Annotated in this window: 22 protein-coding genes and 3 tRNA genes; 12 read left to right on the top strand and 13 right to left on the bottom strand. The window is 76.3% G+C overall.

Annotated features, from left to right (window positions below):
* Positions 1-3 precede the first annotated feature (3 nt).
* The 4 genes from ACYVOF_RS08260 to ACYVOF_RS08245 form a co-directional block, all read right to left on the bottom strand.
* Positions 4-660: a HEAT repeat domain-containing protein gene (locus ACYVOF_RS08260; protein ID WP_460865473.1), complete on the bottom strand. Its 657-nt coding sequence runs from the start codon at positions 658-660 to the stop codon at positions 4-6.
* A gap of 112 nt (positions 661-772) precedes the next feature.
* Positions 773-845: transfer RNA gene (locus tag ACYVOF_RS08255), tRNA-Arg, on the bottom strand.
* A gap of 30 nt (positions 846-875) precedes the next feature.
* A tRNA-Ser gene (locus tag ACYVOF_RS08250) sits at positions 876-966 on the bottom strand.
* A 110-nt stretch (positions 967-1,076) separates the two neighbouring features.
* Positions 1,077-1,805 (bottom strand): dienelactone hydrolase family protein, encoded by a 729-nt coding sequence (locus tag ACYVOF_RS08245; RefSeq protein ID WP_460865472.1) that lies wholly within the window; start codon positions 1,803-1,805, stop codon positions 1,077-1,079.
* Positions 1,806-1,872: 67 nt separating this feature from the next.
* On the opposite strand from ACYVOF_RS08245, the gene ACYVOF_RS08240 reads away from it, so the two are divergent.
* Positions 1,873-2,943 carry a histidinol-phosphate transaminase gene (locus ACYVOF_RS08240; RefSeq protein ID WP_460865471.1) on the top strand — a complete coding sequence of 357 codons (1,071 nt, stop codon included), beginning with the start codon at positions 1,873-1,875 and terminating at the stop codon, positions 2,941-2,943.
* Positions 2,944-3,012: 69 nt separating this feature from the next.
* The gene (locus ACYVOF_RS08235; protein WP_460865469.1) at positions 3,013-4,749 is read left to right on the top strand and encodes a bifunctional metallophosphatase/5'-nucleotidase; all 1,737 of its coding nucleotides are present in this window, start codon (positions 3,013-3,015) and stop codon (positions 4,747-4,749) included.
* A gap of 79 nt (positions 4,750-4,828) precedes the next feature.
* Here ACYVOF_RS08235 and ACYVOF_RS08230 read toward each other — a convergent pair.
* The 3 genes from ACYVOF_RS08230 to ACYVOF_RS08220 form a co-directional block, all read right to left on the bottom strand.
* A tRNA-Ser gene (locus ACYVOF_RS08230) sits at positions 4,829-4,913 on the bottom strand.
* A 22-nt stretch (positions 4,914-4,935) separates the two neighbouring features.
* Positions 4,936-5,427, bottom strand: a complete 492-nt coding sequence (locus tag ACYVOF_RS08225; protein ID WP_460865467.1) for a MarR family winged helix-turn-helix transcriptional regulator — start codon at positions 5,425-5,427, stop codon at positions 4,936-4,938.
* A gap of 56 nt (positions 5,428-5,483) precedes the next feature.
* Positions 5,484-6,662, bottom strand: coding sequence for an alpha-hydroxy-acid oxidizing protein (locus tag ACYVOF_RS08220; RefSeq protein WP_460865466.1), 1,179 nt, complete (start codon positions 6,660-6,662; stop codon positions 5,484-5,486).
* Positions 6,663-7,059: 397 nt separating this feature from the next.
* Between ACYVOF_RS08220 and ACYVOF_RS08215 the strand changes: the two genes are divergently transcribed.
* A complete protein-coding gene (locus ACYVOF_RS08215) occupies positions 7,060-7,728 on the top strand; it encodes a helix-turn-helix domain-containing protein (protein ID WP_460865464.1) in 669 nt (222 codons plus the stop codon).
* Positions 7,643-8,632, top strand: coding sequence for an NAD(P)H-quinone oxidoreductase (locus ACYVOF_RS08210; protein ID WP_460865463.1), 990 nt, complete (start codon positions 7,643-7,645; stop codon positions 8,630-8,632). Before ACYVOF_RS08215 ends, ACYVOF_RS08210 begins: the two co-directional genes overlap by 86 nt.
* 22 nt (positions 8,633-8,654) lie before the next feature.
* Here ACYVOF_RS08210 and ACYVOF_RS08205 read toward each other — a convergent pair whose 3' ends face one another.
* Positions 8,655-9,854 (bottom strand): cysteine desulfurase-like protein, encoded by a 1,200-nt coding sequence (locus ACYVOF_RS08205; RefSeq protein ID WP_460865461.1) that lies wholly within the window; start codon positions 9,852-9,854, stop codon positions 8,655-8,657.
* Positions 9,855-9,935: 81 nt separating this feature from the next.
* Here ACYVOF_RS08205 and ACYVOF_RS08200 point away from each other — a divergent pair, with 81 nt between their 5' ends.
* The 4 genes from ACYVOF_RS08200 to ACYVOF_RS08185 all read left to right on the top strand — a co-directional run bounded on the left by ACYVOF_RS08200 (position 9,936) and on the right by ACYVOF_RS08185 (position 14,844).
* Complete coding sequence (locus ACYVOF_RS08200; RefSeq protein WP_460865459.1) at positions 9,936-10,475, top strand: bacterial proteasome activator family protein; 540 nt, start codon at positions 9,936-9,938, stop codon at positions 10,473-10,475.
* Between the two features lie 84 nt (positions 10,476-10,559).
* On the top strand, positions 10,560-12,530 hold the full coding sequence (locus tag ACYVOF_RS08195; RefSeq protein WP_460865457.1) for a DUF6541 family protein: 1,971 nt from the start codon (positions 10,560-10,562) through the stop codon (positions 12,528-12,530).
* Positions 12,527-13,786: a hypothetical protein gene (locus ACYVOF_RS08190; RefSeq protein ID WP_460865455.1), complete on the top strand. Its 1,260-nt coding sequence runs from the start codon at positions 12,527-12,529 to the stop codon at positions 13,784-13,786. Before ACYVOF_RS08195 ends, ACYVOF_RS08190 begins: the two co-directional genes overlap by 4 nt.
* Positions 13,783-14,844 carry a glycosyltransferase family 2 protein gene (locus ACYVOF_RS08185; protein WP_460865453.1) on the top strand — a complete coding sequence of 354 codons (1,062 nt, stop codon included), beginning with the start codon at positions 13,783-13,785 and terminating at the stop codon, positions 14,842-14,844. The genes ACYVOF_RS08190 and ACYVOF_RS08185 overlap by 4 nt, the downstream gene beginning before the upstream one ends.
* Here ACYVOF_RS08185 and ACYVOF_RS08180 read toward each other — a convergent pair.
* The 3 genes from ACYVOF_RS08180 to ACYVOF_RS08170 are packed head-to-tail and all read right to left on the bottom strand — an operon-like array spanning position 14,764 to position 16,611.
* Positions 14,764-15,231 (bottom strand): DUF2304 domain-containing protein, encoded by a 468-nt coding sequence (locus ACYVOF_RS08180; RefSeq protein ID WP_460865451.1) that lies wholly within the window; start codon positions 15,229-15,231, stop codon positions 14,764-14,766. The genes ACYVOF_RS08185 and ACYVOF_RS08180 overlap by 81 nt on opposite strands.
* A gap of 2 nt (positions 15,232-15,233) precedes the next feature.
* The gene (locus ACYVOF_RS08175; protein WP_460865450.1) at positions 15,234-16,001 is read right to left on the bottom strand and encodes a glycosyltransferase family 2 protein; all 768 of its coding nucleotides are present in this window, start codon (positions 15,999-16,001) and stop codon (positions 15,234-15,236) included.
* A 25-nt stretch (positions 16,002-16,026) separates the two neighbouring features.
* On the bottom strand, positions 16,027-16,611 hold the full coding sequence (locus tag ACYVOF_RS08170; RefSeq protein WP_460865448.1) for a DUF732 domain-containing protein: 585 nt from the start codon (positions 16,609-16,611) through the stop codon (positions 16,027-16,029).
* A gap of 176 nt (positions 16,612-16,787) precedes the next feature.
* Here ACYVOF_RS08170 and wzm point away from each other — a divergent pair, with 176 nt between their 5' ends.
* The gene (gene wzm / locus ACYVOF_RS08165) at positions 16,788-17,654 is read left to right on the top strand and encodes a galactan export ABC transporter permease subunit Wzm/RfbD (protein WP_460865446.1); all 867 of its coding nucleotides are present in this window, start codon (positions 16,788-16,790) and stop codon (positions 17,652-17,654) included.
* A gap of 7 nt (positions 17,655-17,661) precedes the next feature.
* Positions 17,662-18,486, top strand: coding sequence for a galactan export ABC transporter ATP-binding subunit Wzt/RfbE (wzt, locus tag ACYVOF_RS08160; RefSeq protein WP_460865444.1), 825 nt, complete (start codon positions 17,662-17,664; stop codon positions 18,484-18,486).
* Here the strand turns inward: wzt and ACYVOF_RS08155 are convergent.
* Complete coding sequence (locus tag ACYVOF_RS08155) at positions 18,396-19,670, bottom strand: glycosyltransferase family 87 protein (RefSeq protein WP_460865442.1); 1,275 nt, start codon at positions 19,668-19,670, stop codon at positions 18,396-18,398. The two genes, wzt and ACYVOF_RS08155, sit on opposite strands and share 91 nt — an antisense overlap.
* Positions 19,671-19,732: 62 nt before the next feature.
* Here ACYVOF_RS08155 and glfT1 point away from each other — a divergent pair, with 62 nt between their 5' ends.
* Positions 19,733-20,617, top strand: a complete 885-nt coding sequence (gene glfT1 / locus ACYVOF_RS08150; protein WP_460865525.1) for a galactofuranosyltransferase GlfT1 — start codon at positions 19,733-19,735, stop codon at positions 20,615-20,617.
* A gap of 4 nt (positions 20,618-20,621) precedes the next feature.
* Here glfT1 and ACYVOF_RS08145 read toward each other — a convergent pair whose 3' ends face one another.
* A complete protein-coding gene (locus tag ACYVOF_RS08145) occupies positions 20,622-21,059 on the bottom strand; it encodes a GtrA family protein (protein ID WP_460865441.1) in 438 nt (145 codons plus the stop codon).
* Between the two features lie 83 nt (positions 21,060-21,142).
* Between ACYVOF_RS08145 and ACYVOF_RS08140 the strand changes: the two genes are divergently transcribed.
* A complete protein-coding gene (locus ACYVOF_RS08140) occupies positions 21,143-23,812 on the top strand; it encodes an arabinosyltransferase domain-containing protein (RefSeq protein ID WP_460865438.1) in 2,670 nt (889 codons plus the stop codon).
* The last annotated feature ends 19 nt before the right edge of the window (positions 23,813-23,831 follow it).

Raw genomic sequence — 23,831 nt, 5'->3', positions numbered from 1 at the left:
GCGTCAGCGCTGCGGGTCGGGGGGCGCGTCGTCCCGGGTGGCGGCCGCCACGGTGAGCGCGAGGTCGACGTCCTCCGTCGGGTCGGCGAGCACGCGGGCCGTGGCGACGGCGTGCCGGCGCACCGCGGGCCCGGCGGTGGCGGTCACCCGGTCCAGCACCGGGGCGGCCGCGGGCCCCAGCGCGACCAGCGCGCGGGTCAGGCTGCGCTGCACCTCCCGGTCGCCCCGGGCGAGCTGCGTCACCAGCGTCCCGGCCAGCCGCGCCTCGTCGCCGGGGGGCACGAGCACGGCGGCGGTGCGCCACGCGGTGCGGGCCACGTCGTCGTCGGCGTCGCGCAGCAGCGCGGTGGTGATCGCGGGCCAGGCGCGGCGGTCGCCGATCTTGGACAGGGTGTGCAGCGCCTGGCTGCGCGCCCGCGGCGTCGGTGAGCCCAGCTCGGCGACGAGCCGGTCCACCGTGGCGGGCCCGGGGTGGCGGACCAGGGCCCAGGTCAGGGTCTCGCGGACGTTGAGGTCGGGCTCGACGCCGCAGCGGGCGACGAGCTCCTCGACGAACGCCGGGTCGGGGTGCGTGCCGGCCGCCATCGCCGCCCGCAGCCGGGCCGACGGGTCCCCCGCCTCGAGCAGCGTCCGCAGCTGCTCCACCGGTCCCGCGCCCACCGCACCATCCTCCCGCGCCCGGGGGTGGCCCGCCCGCCGCCGGTCGGCCCCGGACCGACGACAGCGGGACCGCCACCCGAGGGTGACGGTCCCGCAGCTGCCTCAACCGGCGTGCGCCCGAAGGGATTCGAACCCCTAACCTTCTGATCCGTAGTCAGATGCTCTATCCGTTGAGCTACGGGCGCGTGGTGTTCAGTTGTGGAGCGTGTCGTGCGCGGAGGCTCCGGGATTCGAACCCGGGATGGGGTTGAAGCCCCAAACCGCATTAGCAGTGCGGCGCCATAGACCAGACTAGGCGAAGCCTCCCGGGCCCTACGTCGGCGCCCGCGGCGCACGCGCTCCGCCGTGGGGACCGAGGCGGAAGACTACACAGCCGCCCACCGCACGGGCAAAACGCCGACCGCCCCGTCGCGCGCTCAGCGCAGGTGGCTGTCGAACCAGTCGAACACCCGGGCCATGGCGTCCCCGGCGACCTCGCCCTCGGCGTCGTCCTCGCGCGACTCGGTGTCGAAGCGGTGCCCGACGCCGGCGTAGGTGACGACGTTGGTGGCCACCTCACCGCCCGCGGCCGCCTCCCGCAGCGCCTCGACGTCCTCCGCGGGGGCGGCGGGGTCGGACTCGCCGAACAGCCCGAGCCACGGGCACGACAGCGAGGGCGCCGCCTCGAGCAGCGACGGCAGGTCGCCGGCCCCGTGGCCGACCCCGGTCGGGGAGACGCTCACCGCGGCCCCGACCTGTCGGCTGGCGGCGACGACGAACGCCACCGCCCCGCCGAGGTCGAACCCCAGCACGCCGATCCGGTCGGCGGTGGTGCCGCGCCCGGCGAGCCAGCCGAAGGCGGCGTCGCAGTCGGCCAGCACCCCGGCCCCGGTCAGCGACGCGGCCTGCTCGTCGGGGTCCGGGTCGACCCCGGTCAGGCCGTGGCGGTGGTAGAGGTGCGGGGCGACGGCCAGCCAGCCCTCGGCCGCGAGCGCGGTGAGCACCCCGTCGACGTCGTCGGTCACCCCGCGCGCCTCGTGCAGCACGACGAGGCCGCCCCGGGCCTCGGTCTCCGGCTCGGCGACGGTGAGCGGCAGCGGCCCCGGGTCGTCGTCCCCGGGCGGTCCGGGGGGCAGGGCGACGGTCTCGATCCGGGTTCCCGACATGACGGTCACTCTTGCACCCCGCACGGTGGCCGGGCCAGGACCGTGCGCGGCGCTAGCCTCACCCCCCGTGAGCTCCCTCGTCCGCGCCGACCTCGCCGCCGTCCCCGCCTACGTCGCCGGCCGCACCGTGCCCGGGGCCGCGAAGCTGGCCAGCAACGAGGTGACCGACCCGCCGCTGCCCTCGGTGGTCGCGGCCGTGACGGCCGCAGCCGCGGGGGGCAACCGCTACCCCGACCCGGCGGCGACCGCGCTGGTCGCGGCGCTGGCCGAGCGGGTCGGGGTGCCCCCGGACCGTGTCGCGGTCGGGTGCGGCTCGGTCGCGCTGTGCCAGCAGGTGGTGCAGGTGGCGTGCGCCGCGGGCGACGAGGTCGTCTTCGCGTGGCGGTCGTTCGAGGCCTACCCGATCGTGGTGCGGGTCGCGGGGGCGGTGCCCGTGCCCGTGCCCAACCTGCCCGACGGCGAGCACGACCTCGACGCCATGCTCGCCGCGGTCGGCCCGCGCACCCGGGTGGTGTTCGTCTGCAACCCGAACAACCCCACCGGGACCGCGGTGGACCCGGCGCGGCTGCACGCGTTCCTCGACGCGGTGCCCGACGACGTGGTCGTGGTGCTCGACGAGGCGTACGTGGAGTACGTCCGCGACGACCGGGTGGTGGACGGGGTGGCGCTGGCCCTGGCCCACCCCAACGTGGTGCTGCTGCGGACGTTCTCCAAGGCCTACGGCCTGGCCGGGATCCGGGTGGGGTGGTCGCTGAGCTCGCCGGAGGTGGCGGCCGCGCTGCGCAAGGTCGCCGTGCCGTTCGCGGTCAGCTCGCTGGCCCAGGCGGCCGCGCTGGCCTGCCTCGAGGCGGCCGACGAGCTGCTCGCCCGCACCGACGCGGTCGTCGCCGCGCGGGCCGTGCTGCGCGACGGGCTGCGGGCGCTGGGGCACGACGTCCCCGCCACGCAGACGAACTTCGTCTGGCTGCCGCTGGGCGACGACGCGCTCGCGTTCGCCGAGCACTGCGCCGCCCACGGCACGATCGTGCGGGCCTTCGCCGGGGACGGGGTGCGGGTCAGCGTCGGCACCCCGGAGCAGGACGCGGCGCTGCTGGCCGCGGCGGGGTCGTTCCGGCCGGGACCGCCGTCCGACTCGTGATCATCTGTTGACCTCCTGTTAACCGGGCGGGGTGCGGTCTTTACCCATCCTCAGGGATGCTGCCTGCCCATGACCTCACGTCCACGGCGGCTGGCGGCGCTCGCGCTCGCCGGCCTCGCCGCTGCTGCCACCACGACCTTCCTGGCCGGCCCCGCCACCGCGGCGCCGGCCGCGCCCGCCCCGATCCCGCTGCGGGTCATGGGGATCAACGACTTCCACGGCAACCTGCAGCCCCCGTCCGGCTCCTCGGGCCGCGTCACGCTCTCCGACGGCACCACCGCCACCGCCGGGGGTGCTGCCTACCTGTCCCAGCACGTCAAGGACCTGCGGGCGAGCGCCCCGGGCGGCAACGCGGTGCTCGTCGGGGTCGGCGACAACGTCGGGGCGTCCCCGCTGGCGTCCGCGCTGTTCCACGACGAGCCGACCATCGACCTGTTCAACCTCATGGGGGCCAAGGTCTCCGCCATCGGCAACCACGAGTTCGACGAGGGCTACGCCGAGCTGCTGCGCCTGCAGCGCGGCGGTTGCCACCCCGTCGACGGCTGCCAGTTCCGCGACACCTTCCCGGGGGCGGACTTCGTCTACGCCGGGGCCAACGTCACCTTCTCCGGGGTCGGCGGCACGCCGCTGTTCCGCGGCTTCCCGGCCGCGCTGCCCTTCGGGATCACGTTCGTCCAGGGCGTGCCCGTGGGCTACATCGGCACCCCGCTCGAGGGCACGCCGGACGTCGTCACCAAGGACGCCATCCGCAACCTGCAGTTCGGCGACGAGGTCGCGGCCATCGACCGCACGGCCGACCTGCTCGACCGCTTCGGGGTCAAGACCATCGTCGCCCTGGTTCACGAGGGTGACTCCACCGTCGCCCCCGGCGGACCCAGCGACTGCAACGCCCGGGGCGGGCACGGCACGGACATCGCCACGGCCGTCACGCCCAAGGTCGACGCCGTGATGACCGCGCACACCCACCAGCAGTACATCTGCTCGGTCACCGACCCGGCCGGCAACCCCCGCCCGTTCGTCCAGGGCCTGTCCTTCGGCCGGCTGGTCACGGTGCTCGACCTGCAGATCGACCCGCGCACCCGCGACGTCATCCGCACCGCCACCCAGGCCCGCAACGAGGTCGTCACCCGCGACGTCGCCGACCCGGCCGCGCAGGCGCTGGTCGACGAGGCCGTCAGCAAGTCGGCGCCCATCGCGAACCGGCAGGTCGGCACCATCACCGCGGACATCACCCGCGCGGGCGGTGCCGGCGGTGTCTCCCCGCTGGGCACGGTCGTCGCCGACGCGCAGCTCGCCGCCACCACCGTCAACGGGGCCCAGCTGGCGCTGACCAACCCGGGCGGTGTGCGGGCCGACCTGACCTACACGTCGAGCCCGGCCGGGGAGGGCGACGGCGTCGTCACCTACGGCGAGGCGTTCACCACCCAGCCCTTCGCCAACATCCTGCAGACGGTCACCCTGACGGGCGCGCAGCTCGACACGGTGCTGGAGCAGCAGTTCCACGCCGACGGGACGTCGACCGTGCTGCAGCCCTCCACCGGGCTGACCTACACGGTGAGCACCTCCGCCGCGGTCGGCGCCAAGGTGTCGGGGATCGCGCTGGACGGGGTGCCGGTGGCGCCGACCGACACCGTCCGGGTGACGATCAACAACTTCCTCGCCGGCGGCGGGGACGGCTTCCCGGGCCTCACCGTCGGGACGGACCTGACGGGCGGGCCGATCGACCTCGACGCGTTCACCGCCTACCTCACGGCCAACCCCGGGCTGGCGCCGCCGGTCCCCGCGGTGGTCACCACCGTGCCGTGACGGCCTGACCCACCTGCTCCACCCGGCGCCGCCGGGGCCGTGCTCCGCGCACGGTCCCGGCGGCGTCGTCGTGCGGGGGCGGAAGCGGAGGGATTTGAACCCCCGGACCCTCGCGGGTCTCTCGCTTTCAAGGCGAGTGCATTCGGCCGCTCTGCCACGCTTCCCTGCGGCCGGGAGTCTAGGGCGCTAGTAGCGGGTGCGGGTCTGCCCGACGAGGCCCGCGTCGACCCGGGAGAAGATGCGCTCGAGGGCGGCGCGGTCGGCGTCGTCGAGCAGGTCGACGAGGTGCGTGCGCACCCCGGCGACGTGGGTGGGCGCGATCTCGGCGAGCCGCGCGTGCCCGGCGTCGGTCAGCACGGCGAGCACCCCGCGGCCGTCGGACTCGCAGTTCTCGCGGCGCACCAGGCCGTCGGCCTCCATGCGCCGGATCTGGTGGGTGAGCCGGCTGCGCGAGGAGACCAGGCCCTCGGCGAGCTCGCTCATCCGCAACGAGCCGCCGGGGGCCTCGGTGAGCAGGACGAGGATCCGGTAGTCGGCGAAGGACAGGCCGTGCGACGAGACCAGCTCGCGGTTGAGCACCTCGAGCAGGCGCTGGCTGCCCCCGATGTAGGCGCGCCAGGCGCGCTGCTCGTCGTCGTCGAGCCACCGCGGTCCGGGGCTGCTCGCGCTGCTGGTCATGGACCGAGGGTAGACCTGGTCAAGTCCTCAACCACTTCGCCCGGGGGTGGTGCGTCTCAGCCGCGGAGCAGGGAGCGGCCCTCGGCGCGCACCTGGGCGACGTCGGCCAGCCCGGCCATGCCCATGGTGATGTCGAGGTCGGCGAGCAGGATGGCCAGCGCGTGGGTGACGCCCTCCTGCCCGGCCAGGCCCAGGCCGTAGACCCAGGGACGGCCGTGGCAGACGGCGTCCGCGCCGAGGGCGAGCGCGACGAGCACGTCGGCGCCGCCGCGCACGCCGGAGTCGAGCAGCACCGTGTGCTCGTCACCCAGCGCGGCGCGCACGTCGGGCAGGGCGTCGAGCGCCGCGACGGACCCGTCGACCTGCCGCCCACCGTGGTTGCTGACGACGACGCCCGCGGCGCCCGCGTCGACCACCGCCCGGGCGTCGTCGGGGTGCAGCACCCCCTTGACCAGCACCGGCAGGTCGGTCCAGCCCCGGAGCCGCGCGATGTCGGCGGGGCGGACGGTGTGGTTGCCGAACATGCCCACCCAGGTCAGGACGGCCAGCTGCATCGCCTCGGCGCTCTCCTCCGGCGGGGTCTGCAGCCGGGACCGGAACACCGGGTCGGAGAGGTAGTTCGCGATGCCCTTGGCCTGGAGGAACGGCAGGTGCCCCAGCTCGAGGTCCCGCGGCCGCCAGCCCATGCCCGGGGTGTCGGCGGTGACCACGATCGCGCGAGCGCCCGCGGCCTCCGCGCGGCGGACCAGCGACTCGGCGACTTCCTCGTCCGCGGGCCAGTACAGCTGGTACCACCAGTGCTCGGCGGACTCGGCGACGGTCTCCATGGCCGTCGACGAGGCCGTGGACAGGATCGAGGCCAGGCCGAGCCCCGACGCGGCGGCGGCGACGGCGGGCTCGGCGTCGGGGTGGACGAGCTCGAGGACCCCGACCGGCGCGGTGAGCACGGGCGCGGCTAGCGGGGTGCCGAGCACGGTGGTGCGCAGGTCGCGGGCGTCGGGGGCGGCGGTCCCGCGGAGCATGCGGGGGACGAGGCGGTGCACGGCGAAGGCGTCGACGTTGGCCCGGGCGGTGCGCTCGGTGGCGGCCGCGCCGGCGACGTAGGCGAACGCCTCCGGGGAGAGCTTCTCCCGGGCGGCGTCCTCGAGGCCCTGCGCACTCATCGGCAGCGGGGGCCGCTCCCCCGCCAGGCCGCGGAGGTAGATCTGGTTCTGCAGGTCGGCGAAGGTGCTCACCCCGCCGACGCTAGCCCGGTCGGGGCCGTCACCGGGCGTGACACCGCCCGTGGCTACACCGCGGCACCGTCGCTTTTCTCTGCACGCGCGGACGCACCAGGGTGCCCGCCCGCTCGCCGCTGTTCTCTGCATGCGCCGACGCACCAGCGGCTGCCCGCGCGGCGCTGTGCTCTGCCCGCGCCGACGCATCGACGCATCGACCCGCCGGCCCTGCGGTGCGCCGACGCGTGCAGAGAAAAGCGTTGTGGCCGCGGTGTCGGCCGGGCGGAGCACAGGGGCCCGACAGGTCTGCCACCGGACGGCCGCGGCGAGGCCGGTTGCGCGGCCGGCGCACCAGCTGTCCCCAGTCGCGCCGCGCACCCGCGCACCGATCGGGCGACGCGGCAGGGTCGGACGGGTGAGACCACCACCCGAGCTCGACCAGTCCGGCTACGTGCGCCTGGTGCGCCGCCGGCTGGGCATGAACCAGCGCGAGCTCGCGGCCGCGCTGGGCATCGCCGCCTCGACGATCAGCCGGGCCGAGGCCCGCCGCAGCAGGCTCGACCTCGCCACGTTCACCCGGGTGCTGCGGGCCACGGGGCTGCGGCTGGTCGTCGTCGACGCCGAGAACCGCCGCGTGCACCCGCTGCGCGAGCCCCCCGCGACCCGGGACCTCGCCGACCGCCGCTTCCCCGCCCACCTCGAGCTCGTCCTCGACCCGGCGCCGGGCGAGTGGTGGGGCGACTGCTTCGGCCTCGTGCGCCCACCCGAGACGTTCCACCGCGACCCCGCCGCCCGGCTCGCCCACCGGGAGGTGTTCCACCGCCTGCGTGGCGTGCTCGCCCACGGTGAGCCCGTCGACTGGCGCACCCGCGTGGCCGAGGAGCGCGAACGCGCCCAGCGCCTCATCGACCAGCGCGCGGCCCGCCACCCCACCGGGGTGGTCCCGTACCGCAGGTCGAGGCGGCGTCCCGCCACCCCCGCGACTAGCGTCGGGCCCCGTGCACGCGATCGAGATCACCCAGCCCGGCGGACCCGAGGTCCTGCGGTGGACCGAGCAGCCCGACCCGACCGCGGGGTCGGGTGAGGTCCTCCTCGAGGTCACCGCGGCCGCGGTCAACCGCGCCGACGTGCAGCAGCGCCAGGGCAACTACCCACCCCCGCCCGGGGCGAGCGAGGTCCTCGGCCTGGAGTGCTCCGGGACCATCCGCGAGCTCGGCGAGGACGTCACCGGCTGGCAGGTCGGCGACGAGGTGTGTGCCCTGCTCGCCGGCGGCGGCTACGCCGAGCTGGTGGCGGTCCCCGCCGCCCAGCTGCTGCCCGTCCCCGCGGGCCTCGACCTCTACGCCGCGGCCGCGCTGCCCGAGGTGGCGTGCACGGTGTGGTCCAACGTCGTGCAGTGGGCGCACCTCGCCGAGGGTGAGCTGCTGCTCGTCCACGGCGGCGGCAGCGGCATCGGCACCCACGCCATCCAGGTGGCCACCGCGCTGGGCGCCCGGGTCGCGGTGACGGCCGGCAGCCAGGACAAGCTCGACCGCTGCCAGGCCCTCGGGGCCGAGGTGCTCATCAACTACCGCGAGCAGGACTTCGTCGAGGAGGTCCGCTCGGCCAGCGAGGGCCGCGGCGCCGACGTGGTGCTCGACAACATGGGCGCGAAGTACCTGCCCCGCAACGTCGACGTGCTCGCCAAGGACGGCCGCCTGGCGGTCATCGGCATGCAGGGCGGGCGCACCGGCGAGCTCGACCTGGGCGCGCTGCTGGCCAAGCGGGGCACCGTGCACGCCGCCGGGCTGCGCGGCCGTCCCGTCACCGGACCCAGCAGCAAGACCGAGGTCATCACCGCGGTGCGCGAGGAGCTGTGGCCCATGGTCGCCGATGGCCGGGTGCGCCCGGTGGTGCACGCCGAGCTGCCCGTCGCCGAGGCCGGCCGCGCCCACGAGCTGCTCGACGGCCCCGACGTGGTCGGCAAGCTGGTCCTGCGGGTCCGGTAGCCGCTCAGCCCGGCGAGGCGACTCAGCCCAGCGAGGCGACGGCCCGCACGAGCTGGTCGACCTCACCGGCGGTCGTGTAGTGCGCGAGCCCCACCTGCACCGCGCCGCCGACCTCGTCGACCCCCAGCGCGTCGAGCACCGGGGTGCCCCGGTCGCCGGAGAACGCGCAGATGCCGTTGTCGGCCAGCCGGTGCACGACGTCCTTCGCCGACACCCCGGCGACGCTGAAGCTGATCACCGGGATGCGGCGCATCGGGTCGCCGATGACCATGACCTGCGGCATCGCCCGCAGCGACCCGAGCAGGTGGGAGAGCAGCCCCGCCTCGTATGCCTTGGCCGAGCCCATCGACGTCAGCAACCGCTGCCGGCGCGTGCCGACGGCCGCGTCGTCCAGCCCCGCCAGGTACTCCACCGAGGCGAACAGCCCGGCGAGCAGCGCGAACGGCTGCTGGCCCAGCTCGAGGCGCTCCGGCCCGCGTGCGTCCGGGTCGAGGGACAGCGACGCGAGCTCCTCCAGCACGTCGGGCTCGCGGAAGACCAGCGCACCCGAGGGCGGCCCGCCCCACGCCGACCCGCTCACGGCGACCACGTCCGCGCCCATCGCGTGGATGTCCAGCGGCAGGAACGGTGCCGCGGACCCGGCGTCGACCACGGTGAACGCCCCCGCCGCCCGCGCCTGCTCGACGATCGCCGGCACCACGGGCCGGGTGCCGACGGTCCCCGACGCCGCGGTCACCGCGACCAGGGCGGGGGCGTCGGCCAACAGCTCGCCGTACTGCCACTCGGGCAGCTCGCAGGTCTCGATGTCGACCTCGGCCCACCGCACCTCGGCACCGCCGCGCTCGGCGACCCGCAGCCACGGGGCGACGTTGGCGGCCGCGTCGAGCCGGGACACCACCACCTGGGTCCCCTCGACGAGGTGCCCGCTCACCGACTCCGCGAGCCGGGCCAGCAGCTGCGCGCGGTCCGCCCCGAGCACGACGCCGCGCGGGTGGCCACCCACGAGGTCGGCCACCGCCCCGCGCGCCGCCTCGACGACGGCCTCGCCGCGCTGCGAGGAGGGGAACGCCCCGCCGGGCCCCGACACCGGCGCCCGCATCGCCGTGGACACGGTGGTCGCGACCGTCTCCGGGACCTGCATCCCGGCCTGCGCGTCGAGGTGGACCCACCCGTCCCCCAGGGCCGGGAACAGGCCCCGGACCCGGGCCACGTCGAAGGACACGCGGCCCAGGATAAGGGGGCTCGCGGGGTGCCCCCCACCGTCGGGGTGCGGCGCCCGGGGCCCACCGGCGAGGATGGGGCCATGACGAGTCCAGCAGGTGACCAGGTCGTCGTGGTGGGTCCCGACGGCGAGCCGATGACCATGTCCGTGGGCTCCGCCCCGGCCGGGAGCACGCCCGCTGGGCCGGCCGGCGGCGCCTCCGGGGTGTCCGACATGGTCGAGCAGCCCGCCAAGGTCATGCGGATCGGCACGATGATCAAGCAGCTCCTCGAGGAGGTCCGCGCCGCGCCGCTCGACGAGGCCAGCCGCACCCGGCTGCGCGAGATCCACTCCACCTCGGTGCGCGAGCTCGAGCAGGGCCTGGCCCCCGAGCTGCGCGAGGAGCTGAACCGGCTGGCGCTGCCGTTCGAGAGCGACGAGGTCCCGTCCGACGCCGAGCTGCGGGTGGCCCAGGCGCAGCTGGTGGGCTGGCTGGAGGGGCTCTTCCACGGCATCCAGACCGCGCTGTTCGCCCAGCAGATGGCCGCCCGCGCCCAGCTCGAGCAGATGCGCCAGGGCGCGCTGCCCGCGGGCGCGGCACCCCAGCCTCCCAGCGCGACGGGCACCGGTCAGTACCTTTGACGCCGCGACGCCGCGGCTCTGCGGCGCCGCGCCGCCACCCCGTCCGGTGACGGCCGACCGCGGCGGGGCAGGGGGTGGCTCGAGGTGAGCCTGGTCGTCCTGGGTCTCGCCGCGACCGCCCTGCTGGTCGTCCCGGGCGTCATCGTCGGGCTGGCCGCGCGGCTCCCCGTCACCGTCGCGCTCGTCTGCTCACCCGCCCTCACCCTCGGCCCGGTCGGGATCGGCACCGTCACCCTGGGGGTGCTCGGGGTGCGCTGGGCGTGGTGGTCCGCGCTGGCCGTCCTCGCGGTGACCGTGGCGCTCGCCGCCGCCCTGGCCGTCCCGCTCACCCGCCGCTGGGGCCCGGACCGTGCCGCCGGGGGCGGGCCCCGCGGGGCCGTCGAGGTCGGCGTGCCCGCGGCGGGGATCGCGCTCGGCGCGGCCGCCGCCCTGATCACCATGCTCCGCCGGCTCTCGCTGCACGACGTGCCCCAGCAGTGGGACGCCCAGTGGCACGCGAACACGATCCGGTTCATCGCGGAGACGGGCACGGCGTCACCCCTGGACCTGGGCCTGCTGCGCAACCAGGAGAGCCGGGCGCCGCTGTTCTACCCCGACGCCGTGCACGCCCTGGCCGCGTTCCTCGAGCCGCTGTCCGGCTACGACACGGTCGCCGTCTACAACACGCTCATCGTGGTGCTGCCGGCGCTGCTGCTCCCGGTCAGCGCGGCCGCGCTCGCCTGGTGGGTGGTGCGCGGCCGTCGCCCCGCCCGCGAGGCCGCCTGGGTCGCCGCCGCCGCCGCGGCGCTGAGCGCGTCGTTCACCGCGGTGCCCTACCTCGAGGTGTGGGTGCAGGCCATGCCGAGCCTGCTGGCCACCGCGCTCGCCGTGCCCACCGCGCTGCTGGTCTCCTCGTGCCCGGCGCGGCCGAGCCGGGTCCCGGTGGCCGTGCTGGCCCTGGTCGGGCTGTTCTCGCTGCACCCCAGCGGCGCGTTCGTGGCCGCGGCACTGGTCGGCGCGCGCTGGGCGGCGGGCCAGCTGTGGCGCCCGGTCCGGGGCCGGCTGCGCGACCTCGCCGCGCTCGCCTCCGTCGCCGTGCTCACCGTGCTCGCGCTGCTGCCCCAGGTCGGCGGCGTGCTCAGCCAGCAGGCCGACATCACCGTCCAGACCTTCCCCGAGCAGACCACCCTCACCCAGGCGATGGGCGACGCCGTGCTGCAGCGCACCCGCCACCTGCTCGAGCTCGGCCCGCAGTGGCCGCTGCTGGGCCTGGCCGCCGTGGGCCTGCTGGTGGCGCTGGCCCTGCGGGCCTGGTGGTTCGTGCTGGCCTGGGTCGGCTTCGTCGTGCTGTGCGTCTCGGCGATCCACCCCGCGCCCTTCCGCGGTGCCCTGCTGCCGCTGACCGGGGTGTTCTACAACGACCCGCGCCGCATCACCTCCGTCATCACCCTGCTGCTGCCCGTCATGGCCGGGCTGGCGGTGGTGGCCGCCGTGCTCGTCGTCGCCCGGGCCGCCGGCTGGGCCGTCCGCCGCGCGCCCGGGCGCGCCGACGGCACGACGCTGCGACGCGGGCTCGTCGCCGCCGGGGTGCTGGCCGGGCTCGTGCTCGCCGTCGGCCTGGCCGCGGGCTACGCGCCCCGCAACGCCGAGATGGCCGACCGGGCCCGCGACGGCCGCCTCATCTCCCCCGCCGACCAGGCCATGTTCACCGTGCTCGCCGGCCTGCCCGGCGCGCAGGACGGCACCGTGCTCAACCAGCCCTACGACGGCCTGGGCTGGGCCTACGCCATCACCGGGGTGCGCACCCAGATCCGGCACTACTACGAGCCGACCTACGGCCCGGAGCAGCGGGTCCTGCTCGACGCGGTCGACCGCGCGGGGGAGGACCGGGCCGTCGACGACGCCCTGCGCGCGCTCGACGTCCGCTACGTCATCGTCTCCACCCCGCTCTACGACCCGCGGCAGGCCCCGCCCCCGGGGTTCGCCGACCTCGACGCCGCGCCCGGCCTGAGCAAGGTCTACGACAACGGGGAGGCCCGCATCTACGCCGTGCGGGCCACCGCCCCGCCGACGTGAGCACCGCCCGCTGGACCTCGGCCGTCCGCGTCAGCGCCAGCCAGGTGGGGGTGGCCGGCACCAGCTACCTCGCCCTCGCCCTGGGCGGGCGCGCCCTCGACGCCGCGTCCTTCGCCGCGTTCAGCACCTTCTACCTCGTCCTCAACGTGCTCGGCCGCGGCCTGCTCTCGGCCTCCGAGCTCGAGCTGACCCGGGCGGTGGCCGCGGCGGGCGACGACCGGGCGGCTGCGGCGGCCGCCACCCGCGGCGGGCTGCGCCACAGCCTGGTGCTCACCGCGCTGGCCGTGCTCGGCGTCGCGGCGGCGAGCCCGGTGCTGCTGCGGGCGGTGGACGGGGACGTCGCCGTCCTGGTCATCCTCGCCGCGGCCATGCCCGGGATGGCCGCGTCGTACGTGCTGCGGGGCCCGCTGGCCGGGTCGCTGCGCTACGCCGCCTACGCACGCTCGTTCTTCGTCGAGGCGGCGGTCATCCTGCTCGCCGCGGTGGCGTGCACCGTCTCCGGTGTCGCCGACGTGCGCGTCTGGGTGCTGGGCATGGCCCTGGGGCCCGTCGCCGGCACGCTGGCGGTGCTGGTGCCGCAGCGCGGCAGTGCCCGCTCCCTGCTGCGCGGCAGCACGGCCGCCCACGGCCGGCTGGTCGACCTCGCCGCCTCGGTCGCCGTGCTGGGCTGCGCCCAGGCGGTGTGGAACGTGCCGCCCGTGCTGCTCACCGCGGACTCGCCGGACGTGGCCGTGGCCGCCGGGTTCGCCGCCGTGGCCATCGTGCTGCGCGCCCCGGTGATGCTCTTCCCCGGCCTGCAGGCGATGCTGCTGCCCGCCATGGCCGCCCGCCCCGGTGCACTGCCCCGCCCGCCCGCCCGGGTGGTGGGGGCGGTGGCCGCGCTGGTCGTGGTCTGGGTGGTCGGGGCCGTGGTGCTCACCCCGGTGGTCGTGCGGATCGCGTTCGGCGAGCAGCCGGTGCCCGGTGTCGGGGTGCTCGCCGCGCTGGCCGTGGCCACCGTCGTCGGCGGGGCCGCGCAGGGGGTGCAGACCGCGCTGGTGGCCCGCCGCCGCCAGGTCGCCACGGCCGCGGTGTGGCTGACCGCGATCGCCGTCCTGCTCGTCGTCTGCACCCTGGGCCCGGCCACCCCCGGCTGGGCGACGGCGGGGCTCGTGGCCGGCGTGGTGGTGGCCGTCGCCGGCTTCGCGGGGCTGCTGGTGCGGGCCGGGCGGTCCGGGCGCGGCGTCGGCGGCGCCGTCCCGGGGGTCCCGGCGTGACCGCCCCCGGCCGACCCGTCGTCGCCGTGGTGGTGCTGGCCTGGCAGGCCGAGCCGACCCTGCCGCAGTGCCTCGCCTCGGTGCTGGCCAGCGAGGACGTGGACGTGCGCGTGGTGCTGTGGGACAACGGCTGCACCCGGGCGGACCTGCCCGCGCTGGCGGACGACCCCCGGGTAAGGCTGGTCCGGTCGGCGGCCAACCTCGGCTTCGCGGGCGGCTGCAACGCGGCGGCGGACGTGCTGCTCGAGGACCACCCGGACGACGCCCCGGCGCCGACCCACCTGCTGCTGCTCAACTCCGACTGCGAGCTCGACCCCGACGCGCTCGCCCAGCTTCTCGCCGAGGCCGACCGCCCGGGCACCGGCCCGGTGATGGCCAGCGTGCGGCTGGCGGCCGACCCGGCCCTGCTCAACAGCGGGGGCAACCCCGTCCACGTGCTCGGGGTGTCCTGGGCCGGGGGGCTCGACGAGCCGGAGACGCGCACCGCCCCGTTCGACGTGACCGGGGCCAGCGGGGCCGCGCTGCTGCTCCGGGCCGACCTGTGGCGCCGGCTCGGCGGGTTCGACGCCGCCTACTTCGCCTACCTCGAGGACACCGAGCTCAGCCTGCGGTGCCTGCGGCTGGGCAGGCAGCCGCGCTGCGTGCCCACCGCCGTGGCGCGGCACCACTACGAGTTCTCCCGCAACCCGGCCAAGATGTACCTGCTCGAGCGCAACCGGCTGGTGCTGCTGGCCACGCTGTGGCCGCGCCGCGCCCTGCTCGCGCTGGCCCCGCTGCTGCTGGGCCTCGAGCTGGGCGTGCTGGCGCAGGCGGTGGCGCAGGGCTGGGGCCGCGGCAAGGTGCGCAGCTGGCTGTGGCTGTGGCGCACCCGCGACCACGTCCGGGCCAGGCGGGCGCAGCTGGCGGCCGAGCAGCAGGTTCCGGACGCGGAGTGGACCCGGGCCCTGACGCCGCGGCTGGACCCGCGGGTGATCGGCTCAGCCGGCGCGACGCGTGCCGTGGACGTCGCGGTCGGCCTCGCCTGGCGCGGCACCGCGCGGCTGCTCGGCGCGCGCTGACGCCCGCTGCTCCAGCTCGGCGACCCGGGCGGCCAGCTCGGTGTGGGCGGTGCGGGCGCGGTCGCGCTCCAGGCGCGCCATGCCCACCTCCTCGGCGAGCACGCGGGTCTGCTCCTCGAGCTGGCCGACCTCCCCGGAGAGCTGCAGCGAGATCGCCAGCAGCACGAGCAGGGCCAGCAGGAACAGCAGGTTCGACGGGGTCTGGATGCCCACCAGGCCGGCCAGCCCGTCGAGCAGGGACGGGACGACGGTGAGCACGACGGCGCCGGCGGCGACGACGAGCCAGATGGCGGCGTACTTCTCCCGCAGCCGGCGCCGCCGCATCAGCTCCAGGACGAGCCCGAGCAGGACGAGGACGAGGACCAGGGAGACCGCGAGGAGCCGCACGCTCAGCCCACCGTCCCGACGGGCACGCCACCGCTCACCCGGGGGCGCTCGCGCACGGTGGCCAGCGCGACGGCGGCCACCACCCGGCAGAGGAACACCGCGGCGCGGTACGGCGACTGGCTGGCCACGCCCCCGGCCCGCGGGCGCATCGCGACCGGCACCTGGGCGATGCGCAGGCCCACCCGGTGGGCGATGACGAGCGACTCGACGGTGTCGCCGAGGTACTCCTCGGGGTAGTGCTCGGCGAACACCGGCAGCGCGCGCGGGCCGGTCAGCCGGAACCCCGACGTCGGGTCGGTGAGCCGGGTGCCCGACATGCGGGAGAGCACCGCGGCCAGCAGCCGCATCGCCCAGCGTCGCGGGCCGCGCGCCGCGTAGACGCCCTTGCCGGCGAAGCGTGCCCCCACCACGACGTCGGCCCCCGCCTCGGCCGCCTCGAGCAGGGCCCCGATCTCGGCCGGGTCGTGCTGGCCGTCGGCGTCGACCTGCACGACGGTGTCGAAGCCCTCCCGCACCGCGTAGCGGAAGGCGGCGCGCATGGCCCCGCCCACGCCCAGGTTGAACGGCAGCGAGAGCACCCGCGCGCCGGCGGCCGCGGCCACGGCCGCCGTGGCGTCGGTCGACCCGTCGTCGACGACGAGCACCTCGGCGCTGGGCCAGGCGTGGCTGACCTCGGCGACGACCGCGGCCACGCTGGCCTGCTCGTTCAGCGCCGGGAGCACGACCAGCACGGGGGTCGTCCCGCGCCGGTGGGTGGGCAGCGCCACCACGGGGCCTCCTCGGTGTCCTCGGCCGTCAGTTGCAGTTGGCCGGGTTGCCGGCCGCGGTCAGCACCAGCTGCGCGTACTGCTGCGGGTCGAGCGAGGTCGACCCGTTGGCCTGCGCGAGCTGGCCGATGGCGAGCAGCGACACCAGGATCGACTGCTTGTCCCCGCCCCGGGCGAGCTCCTGGCACACGGCCTGGCCCAGGTTGACCTGGGTGCCGCCGTCCTGCGTGACCTGCACCCCGTTCTGCTGCAGGGTGGCCGCGAAGTTCGCCTCGGCCTGGGTCTGCACCGCAGGCGGCGCCCCGGGTGCACCCGGCGCGGGCACGGCCGTCGGCGATGTGGTCGCCACCGGCGTGGTGGGCAGCGACGAGGGGTCCACGCTCGTCGTCGGGGCCGTGCTGGTCGGTGCCGGCGCGGCCGTCGTCGGGGGCGCCGTGCTGGTGGTGGCGCTCGGGCTCGGGACGGCCGGCGCGACAGTGGTCGTCGACGTGGCCGGGTCCGAGGTGGCGGTGGCGCTGCTCGAGCCGCACCCGGCGACGCCGAGCACGGCCGCACCGAGCAGCGCGGCGGCCGCGAGCCGGGTCGGTCGTGCGGTGCGGTGTGCGGTGCTCACGTGCGCGGTGCTCCCCCGGGTGGTGCGGCTGACCTCGACCCGCCGACGGGCCGAGCGGTGCGCGGCACGGTGTCGCAGGGGTCCGGCGGGCGGGCGGCGTGCCTGCCCGGACGAGCCGCCACGGTAACACCGAGGACCCGCCGGACCGGGGAGCCGCACGGGTACCCTCGACGCTCGTGCCCACCTCGACGACCAGCGACGCACCGCCGCTCCCGGCGGCGCCGCGGCCGGACTCGCGGACCCTGCGACGCGCCGTCAGCGACCTCACCGAGGGCTTCGGCCAGCGCGAGCTGTGGCTGCACCTGGGGTGGCAGGACATCAAGCAGCGCTACCGCCGCTCGGTGCTGGGGCCGATCTGGATCACCATCGCGACCGGGGTCACGGCCGTCGCCATGGGCCTGCTCTACTCGGTGCTGTTCCAGCAGCCGATCGCCGAGCTGCTGCCCCACATCACCGTCGGGCTCATCATCTGGAACCTCATCAGCGGCGCCATCCTCGAGGGCTCCGACGTCTTCATCAGCAACGAGGGGCTGATCAAGCAGCTGCCCGCGCCGCTGAGCGTGCACGTCTACCGGCTGGTGTGGCGCCAGCTGCTGCTGCTGGGCCACAACCTCATCATCTACGTGGTGCTGCTCGTCGTGTTCCCCAAGCCGCTGACGTGGACCGACCTGGCCGCGATCCCCGCCCTCGCGCTGCTGGCCGTCAACGCGGTGTGGGTGTCGTTCGTCTTCGGGATCCTCTCCACCCGGTTCCGCGACATCAGCCCCATCCTGTTCAGCCTGGTGCAGCTGCTGTTCTTCATGACGCCGATCGTGTGGAACGACCAGGCGCTGCTGGCCCAGGGCGGCCAGGTCGCCGACCGGGCGCGGCTCGCCCAGATCAACCCGCTCTACCACTTCCTGGACATCGTCCGGACCCCCATGCTCGGCGGGGACCAGAAGGCCTACCACTGGTACATCGTGCTGGGCATCACCGTGGCCGGCCTCGCGCTGGCGCTGGTGCTGCTGCGGCGCTTCCGCTCCCGCGTCTCGTACTGGGTCTAGGAGGACCGTGAACCAGCCCGTCAGCGTCCGGACGCAGAACGCCTACGTCGACTTCCCCATCTTCGACGCCAAGTCCCGCTCCCTGAAGAAGGCCTTCCTCGGCAAGGCCGGCGGCGCGATCGGGCGCAACGAGAGCAACGTCGTCGTCGTCGAGGCGCTCAAGGACATCACCCTGTCGCTGTCCGAGGGCGACCGCGTCGGGCTGGTGGGGCACAACGGGGCCGGGAAGTCGACCCTGCTGCGGCTGCTCTCCGGCATCTACGAGCCGACCCGCGGCAGCGCCCGGATCACCGGCCGGGTGGCCCCGGTGTTCGACCTCGGCGTGGGCATGGACCCGGAGATCTCCGGCTACGAGAACATCATCATCCGCGGGCTGTTCCTGGGCATGACGCGCAAGTACATGCTGTCCAAGATGGACGAGATCGCCGAGTTCACCGAGCTCGGCGACTACCTGCAGATGCCGATGCGCACCTACTCCACCGGCATGCGGGTGCGGGTCGCGCTCGGCGTGGTCACCAGCATCGAGCCCGAGATCCTGCTGCTCGACGAGGGCATCGGCGCCGTCGACGCGGAGTTCATGAAGAAGGCCCGCACCCGGCTGCAGGACCTCGTCGCCCGCTCCGGGATCCTCGTCTTCGCCAGCCACTCCGACGAGTTCCTGGTCCAGCTCTGCGACTCCGCGATGTGGATCGACCACGGCACGGTGCGCGAGCACGGCTCCATCCGCGACGTCCTGGTGCACTACAAGGGCCCCGAGGCGGGCGAGGCGGTCGACCGCATGGAGGCCGAGCTGCGCGCCGACGACGAGCGGGCCGGCACCGCGGGGGTCTGAGACGGTCCGGCCCGGGGCGCGGCCGGGCGCCACACCACGTCGGTGGCCGCCAGCAGCTGCAGGCCCGCCCAGGTCAGCAGCAGCGGCGCGACGAGCACCAGCCGCACCCACGGTGACGCCGACGTGGGGTCGAGGCTGCTGAGCAGCACCGCGGGGCCCAGCACCGCCACCACCGCGGGCCCGGTGCGGGCCGCCAGCACCACCACGCCCGGCACCAGCACCACCAGGTAGGTCGACCACGTCACCGGGGAGGCGAGCAGCCCCGCGGCGGCAAGCGCCAGCAGCGCCGGGTCCCCGGCGCGCCGCTCCCGCGCGGCCAGGGCGGAGGCCACCACCGCCGCCAGCCCCAGCGCCGTGCCCACCCACGCCCCGCCCGGCACGACGAGCACCGGCGGCGCCCACGGGTTCTCGGTGGTCAGCCGGGCCAGCGTGCCGGGCAGCGACACGTTGGCGGGGTAGGTCAGCATCGGGTCGAGCCGGGTGGTGAGCAGCCGCAGCCAGGTCGCCAGCGCACCCGGACCGGTGAGCAGCAGCGGCGCCAGCACCGCCACGGCCCCGACGACGGCGGCCGAGACCAGCGCCCGGCCGCGGCGGCGCACCACGAGCAGCAGCAGCACCGGGGCCAGCGACGGCTTGAGCACCACCAGCACCGCGAGCAGGGCGCCCTCCACCACGGGCAGGTCGCGCCGGCCCGCCCACCACGCCGCCGTGAGCAGCGCCGCCAGCAGGCCGTACACCTGCCCGAACCGCAGCGTCGACAGCACGGCCGTGCTGCTCAGCACCCCGGCCAGCACGGCCACCGCCGCGGCGGGGCGCACCCGCAGCGAGCGCGCCACCACGGCCGCGCTGCCCACGACGCACAGCAGCGTCACCACGGCGAGCAGGCGGTAGCCCGCCAGCGGGGTCAGCAGCCCCAGCGGGGCGAGCAGGACGGGCAGCAGGGGCGGGCCCAGGGAGGGCAGGGACGCCGGGGTGGGCAGGGCGTAGACGTCGCCCCCGCGCAGCAGGGCCACCGCGGAGTCCCGGAACGCCGTGAAGTCCTGCGCACCCGTCGGCCGGTCGGACACCAGGTCGGCCACAGCCGCGTCGCCGTGGACGAGGTGTCCGACGAGGACGACCACGCAGGCGGCCGCGCCGGCCCCCAGCCCGCCGAGCAGCAGCCGCCCGCCCCACTCCCGCACCACGCCGCGACGCTAGCCCGCACCGCCGACCGGTAGCGTCGCGCCGCGTGGACGACAGCGCGCGGATGGTCGCCGTCGTCGTGACGATGGGCCGCCGGGAGCTGCTGGCCCGCTCGCTGGGCGTGCTGGCCGGGCAGACCCGCCCGGTGGACCACCTGGTCGTCGTCGACAACGGGGACGACCCGCTCGTGGGCGACCTGGTCGCCGCCACGCCCGTCCCGAGCACGTACCTGCCCTCGCGCCGCAACCTCGGCGGCGCGGGCGGGTTCGCGCTCGGCATGCTGCACGCGCTGAGCCTCGGGGCGGACTGGGTGTGGTGCGCCGACGACGACGGGATGCCCGCCGACGGCGCCGTGCTGGCCACGCTGCTCGACTGCGCCACCCGCCACGGCCTCGGCGAGGTCTCCCCCGTGGTCTGCGACATCGCCGAGCCCGACCGGCTCGCGTTCCCGCTGCGCCGCGGCGTGGTGTGGCGCCGCTACCGCAGCGAGCTCTCCGTCGACCCCGGCGACGACCTGCTGGCCGGCATCGCCTCGCTGTTCAACGGGGCGCTGTTCGCCGCGGCCACGCTGGAGCGGGTGGGCGTGCCCGACCTGCGCCTGTTCGTCCGCGGCGACGAGGTGGACGTGCACCGGCGGCTGGTCAACTCCGGCATCCCGTTCGGCACCTGCCTGACCACCGCCTACCTGCACCCCGACGGCGCCGACGAGTTCAAGCCCATCCTGGGCGGGCGGATGCACACCCAGCACCCGGCGGACGCGACCAAGCGCTACTTCACCTACCGCAACCGCGGCTACCTGACCGCGCAGCGGGGCATGCGCCGGCTGGTGCCGCAGGAGTGGGCGCGCTTCGGCTGGTACTTCCTCGTCACCCGGCGCGACCCGGCGGGGTTCCGGGAGTGGGCGCGGCTGCGCTCGCTGGGCCGGCGCGAGCAGTTCGACCGGCCCTGAGCGCTCAGGGGACGAGCGCCGGGTCCGGGGTGCGGAAGATGAGCAGGCGCTGGACCACGAAGTTGATGACCGTGGCCGTGCCCTGGGCGATGACGAACGCCAGGGTGATGCGCCACCACGCCTCGGGCAGCACGCGCACCAGCACCGCGTTCAGGCCGACCTGCACCGCGAAGGTGGTGGCGTAGAGGCCCACGACGGCGACGAACGCCCGGGTGCCGCCCGACGACCGGAACGTCCAGCGCCGGTTGATGAGGTACGCGGTGGTGGTGCCGGCGACGAAGCTGATCGACTTGGCCACGCTGAGCTGCAGGCCGGTGGCGAGCAGGAGCTGGTACAGCCCGAAGTCGACCACGGCGGCCAGCCCGCCCGTGACGACGAAGCGCAGCACCTGGTCGCGCAGCGACAGCGCCGGGCCCGGCTGCGTGTCCTGCGTCCCCGCCACCCGCGCTCCTCCTGCCGTCGCCCGCAGGTCACGGGCACCGCGGACGAGGGTAGAGCAGCCCCCGCCTTGCTAGCGTCGGCCCGGTGAGCGTGGCGACGGAACGGGCGCGCCCCGCCGTGCCCGCCCCGCCCCCGGCCGACGGGCCGCCGAACCCCCGGCGCGGGTCCGTGCTGCTCGTCGCCCTGCTCGCGCTGGCCACCGTGCTCCTCGGGGCCGGCGCCGCCCTGAGCCCGGTGCGCGCCGACGACCCGGTGCTGACCTGGCCCCGGGCGGGCACCGCCCCCACCTCCACCGTCGTGCCGCTGGCCGCCTACCGGCCCCTGCAGCTCGAGGTCGTCCTGCCCGCCACCGCCGTGGCCGCGCTCGCCGCCCGGGGAGGCGGCGAGGCGCTGCGCACCCTGCCCGCGGACGTGCCCCCGACCAGCAACGGCCCGGACAACAGCACCGAGCAGGCCGACCAGGGGCTGCTCGTCACCGTCGACGGGTCCGGCACCGTGCAGGTGGCGGCGTCGGGCACCACGGTGGCCACCGTCCCCCGGGCGGGGACCGGGTCCGGGCCGCTGCTGGTCACGGCCGACGCCGACGGGGCCAGGGTGACCCGCGACGGCGTGCTGCTCGGTGCGGCGCCGGGGCTCGCGGTCCCCCAGGTCACCGAGCTCGAGACCGGCCTGGACGGCGACGCGGGCGCGACCGGCCTGGCCGCGACGCTGCACGTCGACGCGCGCTACCAGTCCAGCCCCACCCCGCTCAAGGTCGTGCTGCTGCTCGCCCACGCCATTGCGCTGCTGGCCACCCTCGTCGTGGCCCGGCGCACCTGGCGGGCCCCCGCGCGGCGGCGGTGGCGGGTGCGGCCCTCCCCGGTCGACGCCGTGGTGGTCCTGCTCGCCGGGGCGTGGACCGTGCTGGGGCCGGTCAACATCGACGACTCCTGGTACGCGCTCATGGCCCGGACGACCGGGGCGGGCGGGTTCGTCGGCAACTACGTCAACATGTTCGACAGCGCGGAGAACCCCTTCGTGCTGAGCCAGTACCTGGCCGTGGCCTGGGGGTCGCTGGGCGGCTGGAGCCTGTGGTGGCTGCGGCTGCTGCCACTGGCGTACGGGCTGGGCACCTACCTGCTGCTGCGGGTGCTGCTGGCTGACCTGCTGGGCCGGGCGGGGGTGCGCACCCGGCAGGCGGCCGCGCTGGCCCTGGCGTTCGGGGTGTGGTGGCTGCCCTACGGGATCACCCTGCGCCCCGAGCCGCTCATCGTGCTGCTGGCCGCGGGGGTCCTGGTGGCCACCCGGGCGGCCCGCCGGGACGACTCCCCCGTCGCGCTGGCGGTGGCCGTCGCGCTGGCCGTGCTCGCGCTGACCGTCTCCCCCACCGGGCTGGTGGCGGCGGCACCGCTGGTGGTGGCGCTGCCGTGGCTCGGCCGGACCCTGCGGTCGCGCGGGCGCGGCCCGGCCGCCGCGGTGCTGGCGGTGGCCGTCGCCGCCGCCACGGTCGTCGTGCCGGTGGGCCTGGCCGACGCCACCCCGGCCGACGTGCTCGAGGCCACCTCGGTGCGCACCTGGTACTACCTGCGCTACACCTGGCAGCAGGAGTACGTGCACTACGAGACCCTGCTCGGCGGGCCCTGGCTGCCCCGGCTGCCGGTGCTGCTGACCCTGGCCGTGCTGCTGCTGGCCGGGGCGGCGGCCGTGGCCACCCGGGGCGGGGGCGGCCGGACGGCCGCGGCGACCCGGGGCGCGGCGCTGACCCTGCTGGTCGCGCTGCTCCTGCTGGCCCCCACCCCGAGCAAGTGGGTCAACCACTTCGGCGCGGTGGCCGCCCCCGGGGTGCTGCTGCTCGCCCTGGCCCTGCTGCGCCCGCCGCTGCCCCGCCGCGCCCGGGCCGGGGCCGGGCTCGTCGCGGCCGGCGTGGTGGTGGTGGCGACGACCGTCGCGCTGCTCGGGCCCAACGACTGGCGGCCGTTCGCCGACTGGGGCCAGCTCTTCGGCGACCACACCCGGGTCAGCGAGGTCGTCGACGTCCGGGCGCTGGCCCCCGCCGTCGCCGGGGTGCCGCTGTCCAGCCCGGTGCCGTGGCTGGTCGTCGCGCTCGCCGCGGTGCTGGTGTCGGCCCGCCGGCGGCGCCGCGGCCGGGCCTCGGGGCCCGGGGCGGACCGCGCGGTGCTGACCGCGGCCGCGCTGACCGGGGTGGTGCTGGCGCTCGTCGTCTCCGTCGCCGCCCCGCTGCGCCAGCACCCCGGGCCGTCGCTGGCGGCGACGAACGCCGCCACCGCGGTCGCCCGGCTCACCGGGGCGGCGCCGGACTGCGGCCTCGCCGACCGGGTCCGGGTCGACGCGGGCGACGGGCCCGTCCAGGCCCAGCAGGTGCTCGGCGACGCCCCGGTCTTCGTCGACCAGGTCTCGGCCGCCCTGTGGCCCTGCGCGCGCCTGGCCGCGGTGCGCGACGGCGTGGTCACCGCCCCGGAGTTCCGGGTCCGCGCCGGCGACGGCCTGGAGGGGGCCATCACCGACAACGCGTTCACCCCGTTCGGCGGCGGCACCTTCGCCGGGGTCGCGCGCACCGCGTCCTTCGTCGAGCTGCCCTCGTCGCTGAACCCCGGTGGGCAGCCGACGCTGGCGTGGGGACACGTCGAGCGGGTCGTCTACCGGCACCCGCCGGGCCTGGTCGACCTCACGGTCACGCGCACCGAGCGCGGGGCGCTCGACCGGCTGCCGACCCTGGCCTACCGCGGGTACGCCGGACGCGCCGACGTCGGCTGAGCCGCCGCCACGGTGGGAC

The sequence above is a fragment of the Rhodococcus aerolatus genome (assembly GCF_054783215.1).
Note: the sequence above shows the minus strand (reverse complement) of the source record. Positions and strands in the feature narration are given on the sequence as shown.

Excerpts from the sequence above, each read along its gene's own strand:
- ACYVOF_RS08200 (WP_460865459.1), top strand. The coding sequence starts at position 9,936 with ATGACGAGTCCAGCAGGTGACCAGGTCGTCGTGGTGGGTCCCGACGGC.
- ACYVOF_RS08225 (WP_460865467.1), bottom strand. The coding sequence starts at position 5,427 with ATGACCAGCAGCGCGAGCAGCCCCGGACCGCGGTGGCTCGACGACGAC.
- glfT1 (WP_460865525.1), top strand. The coding sequence starts at position 19,733 with ATGGTCGCCGTCGTCGTGACGATGGGCCGCCGGGAGCTGCTGGCCCGC.
- ACYVOF_RS08245 (WP_460865472.1), bottom strand. The coding sequence starts at position 1,805 with ATGTCGGGAACCCGGATCGAGACCGTCGCCCTGCCCCCCGGACCGCCC.
- ACYVOF_RS08235 (WP_460865469.1), top strand. The coding sequence starts at position 3,013 with ATGACCTCACGTCCACGGCGGCTGGCGGCGCTCGCGCTCGCCGGCCTC.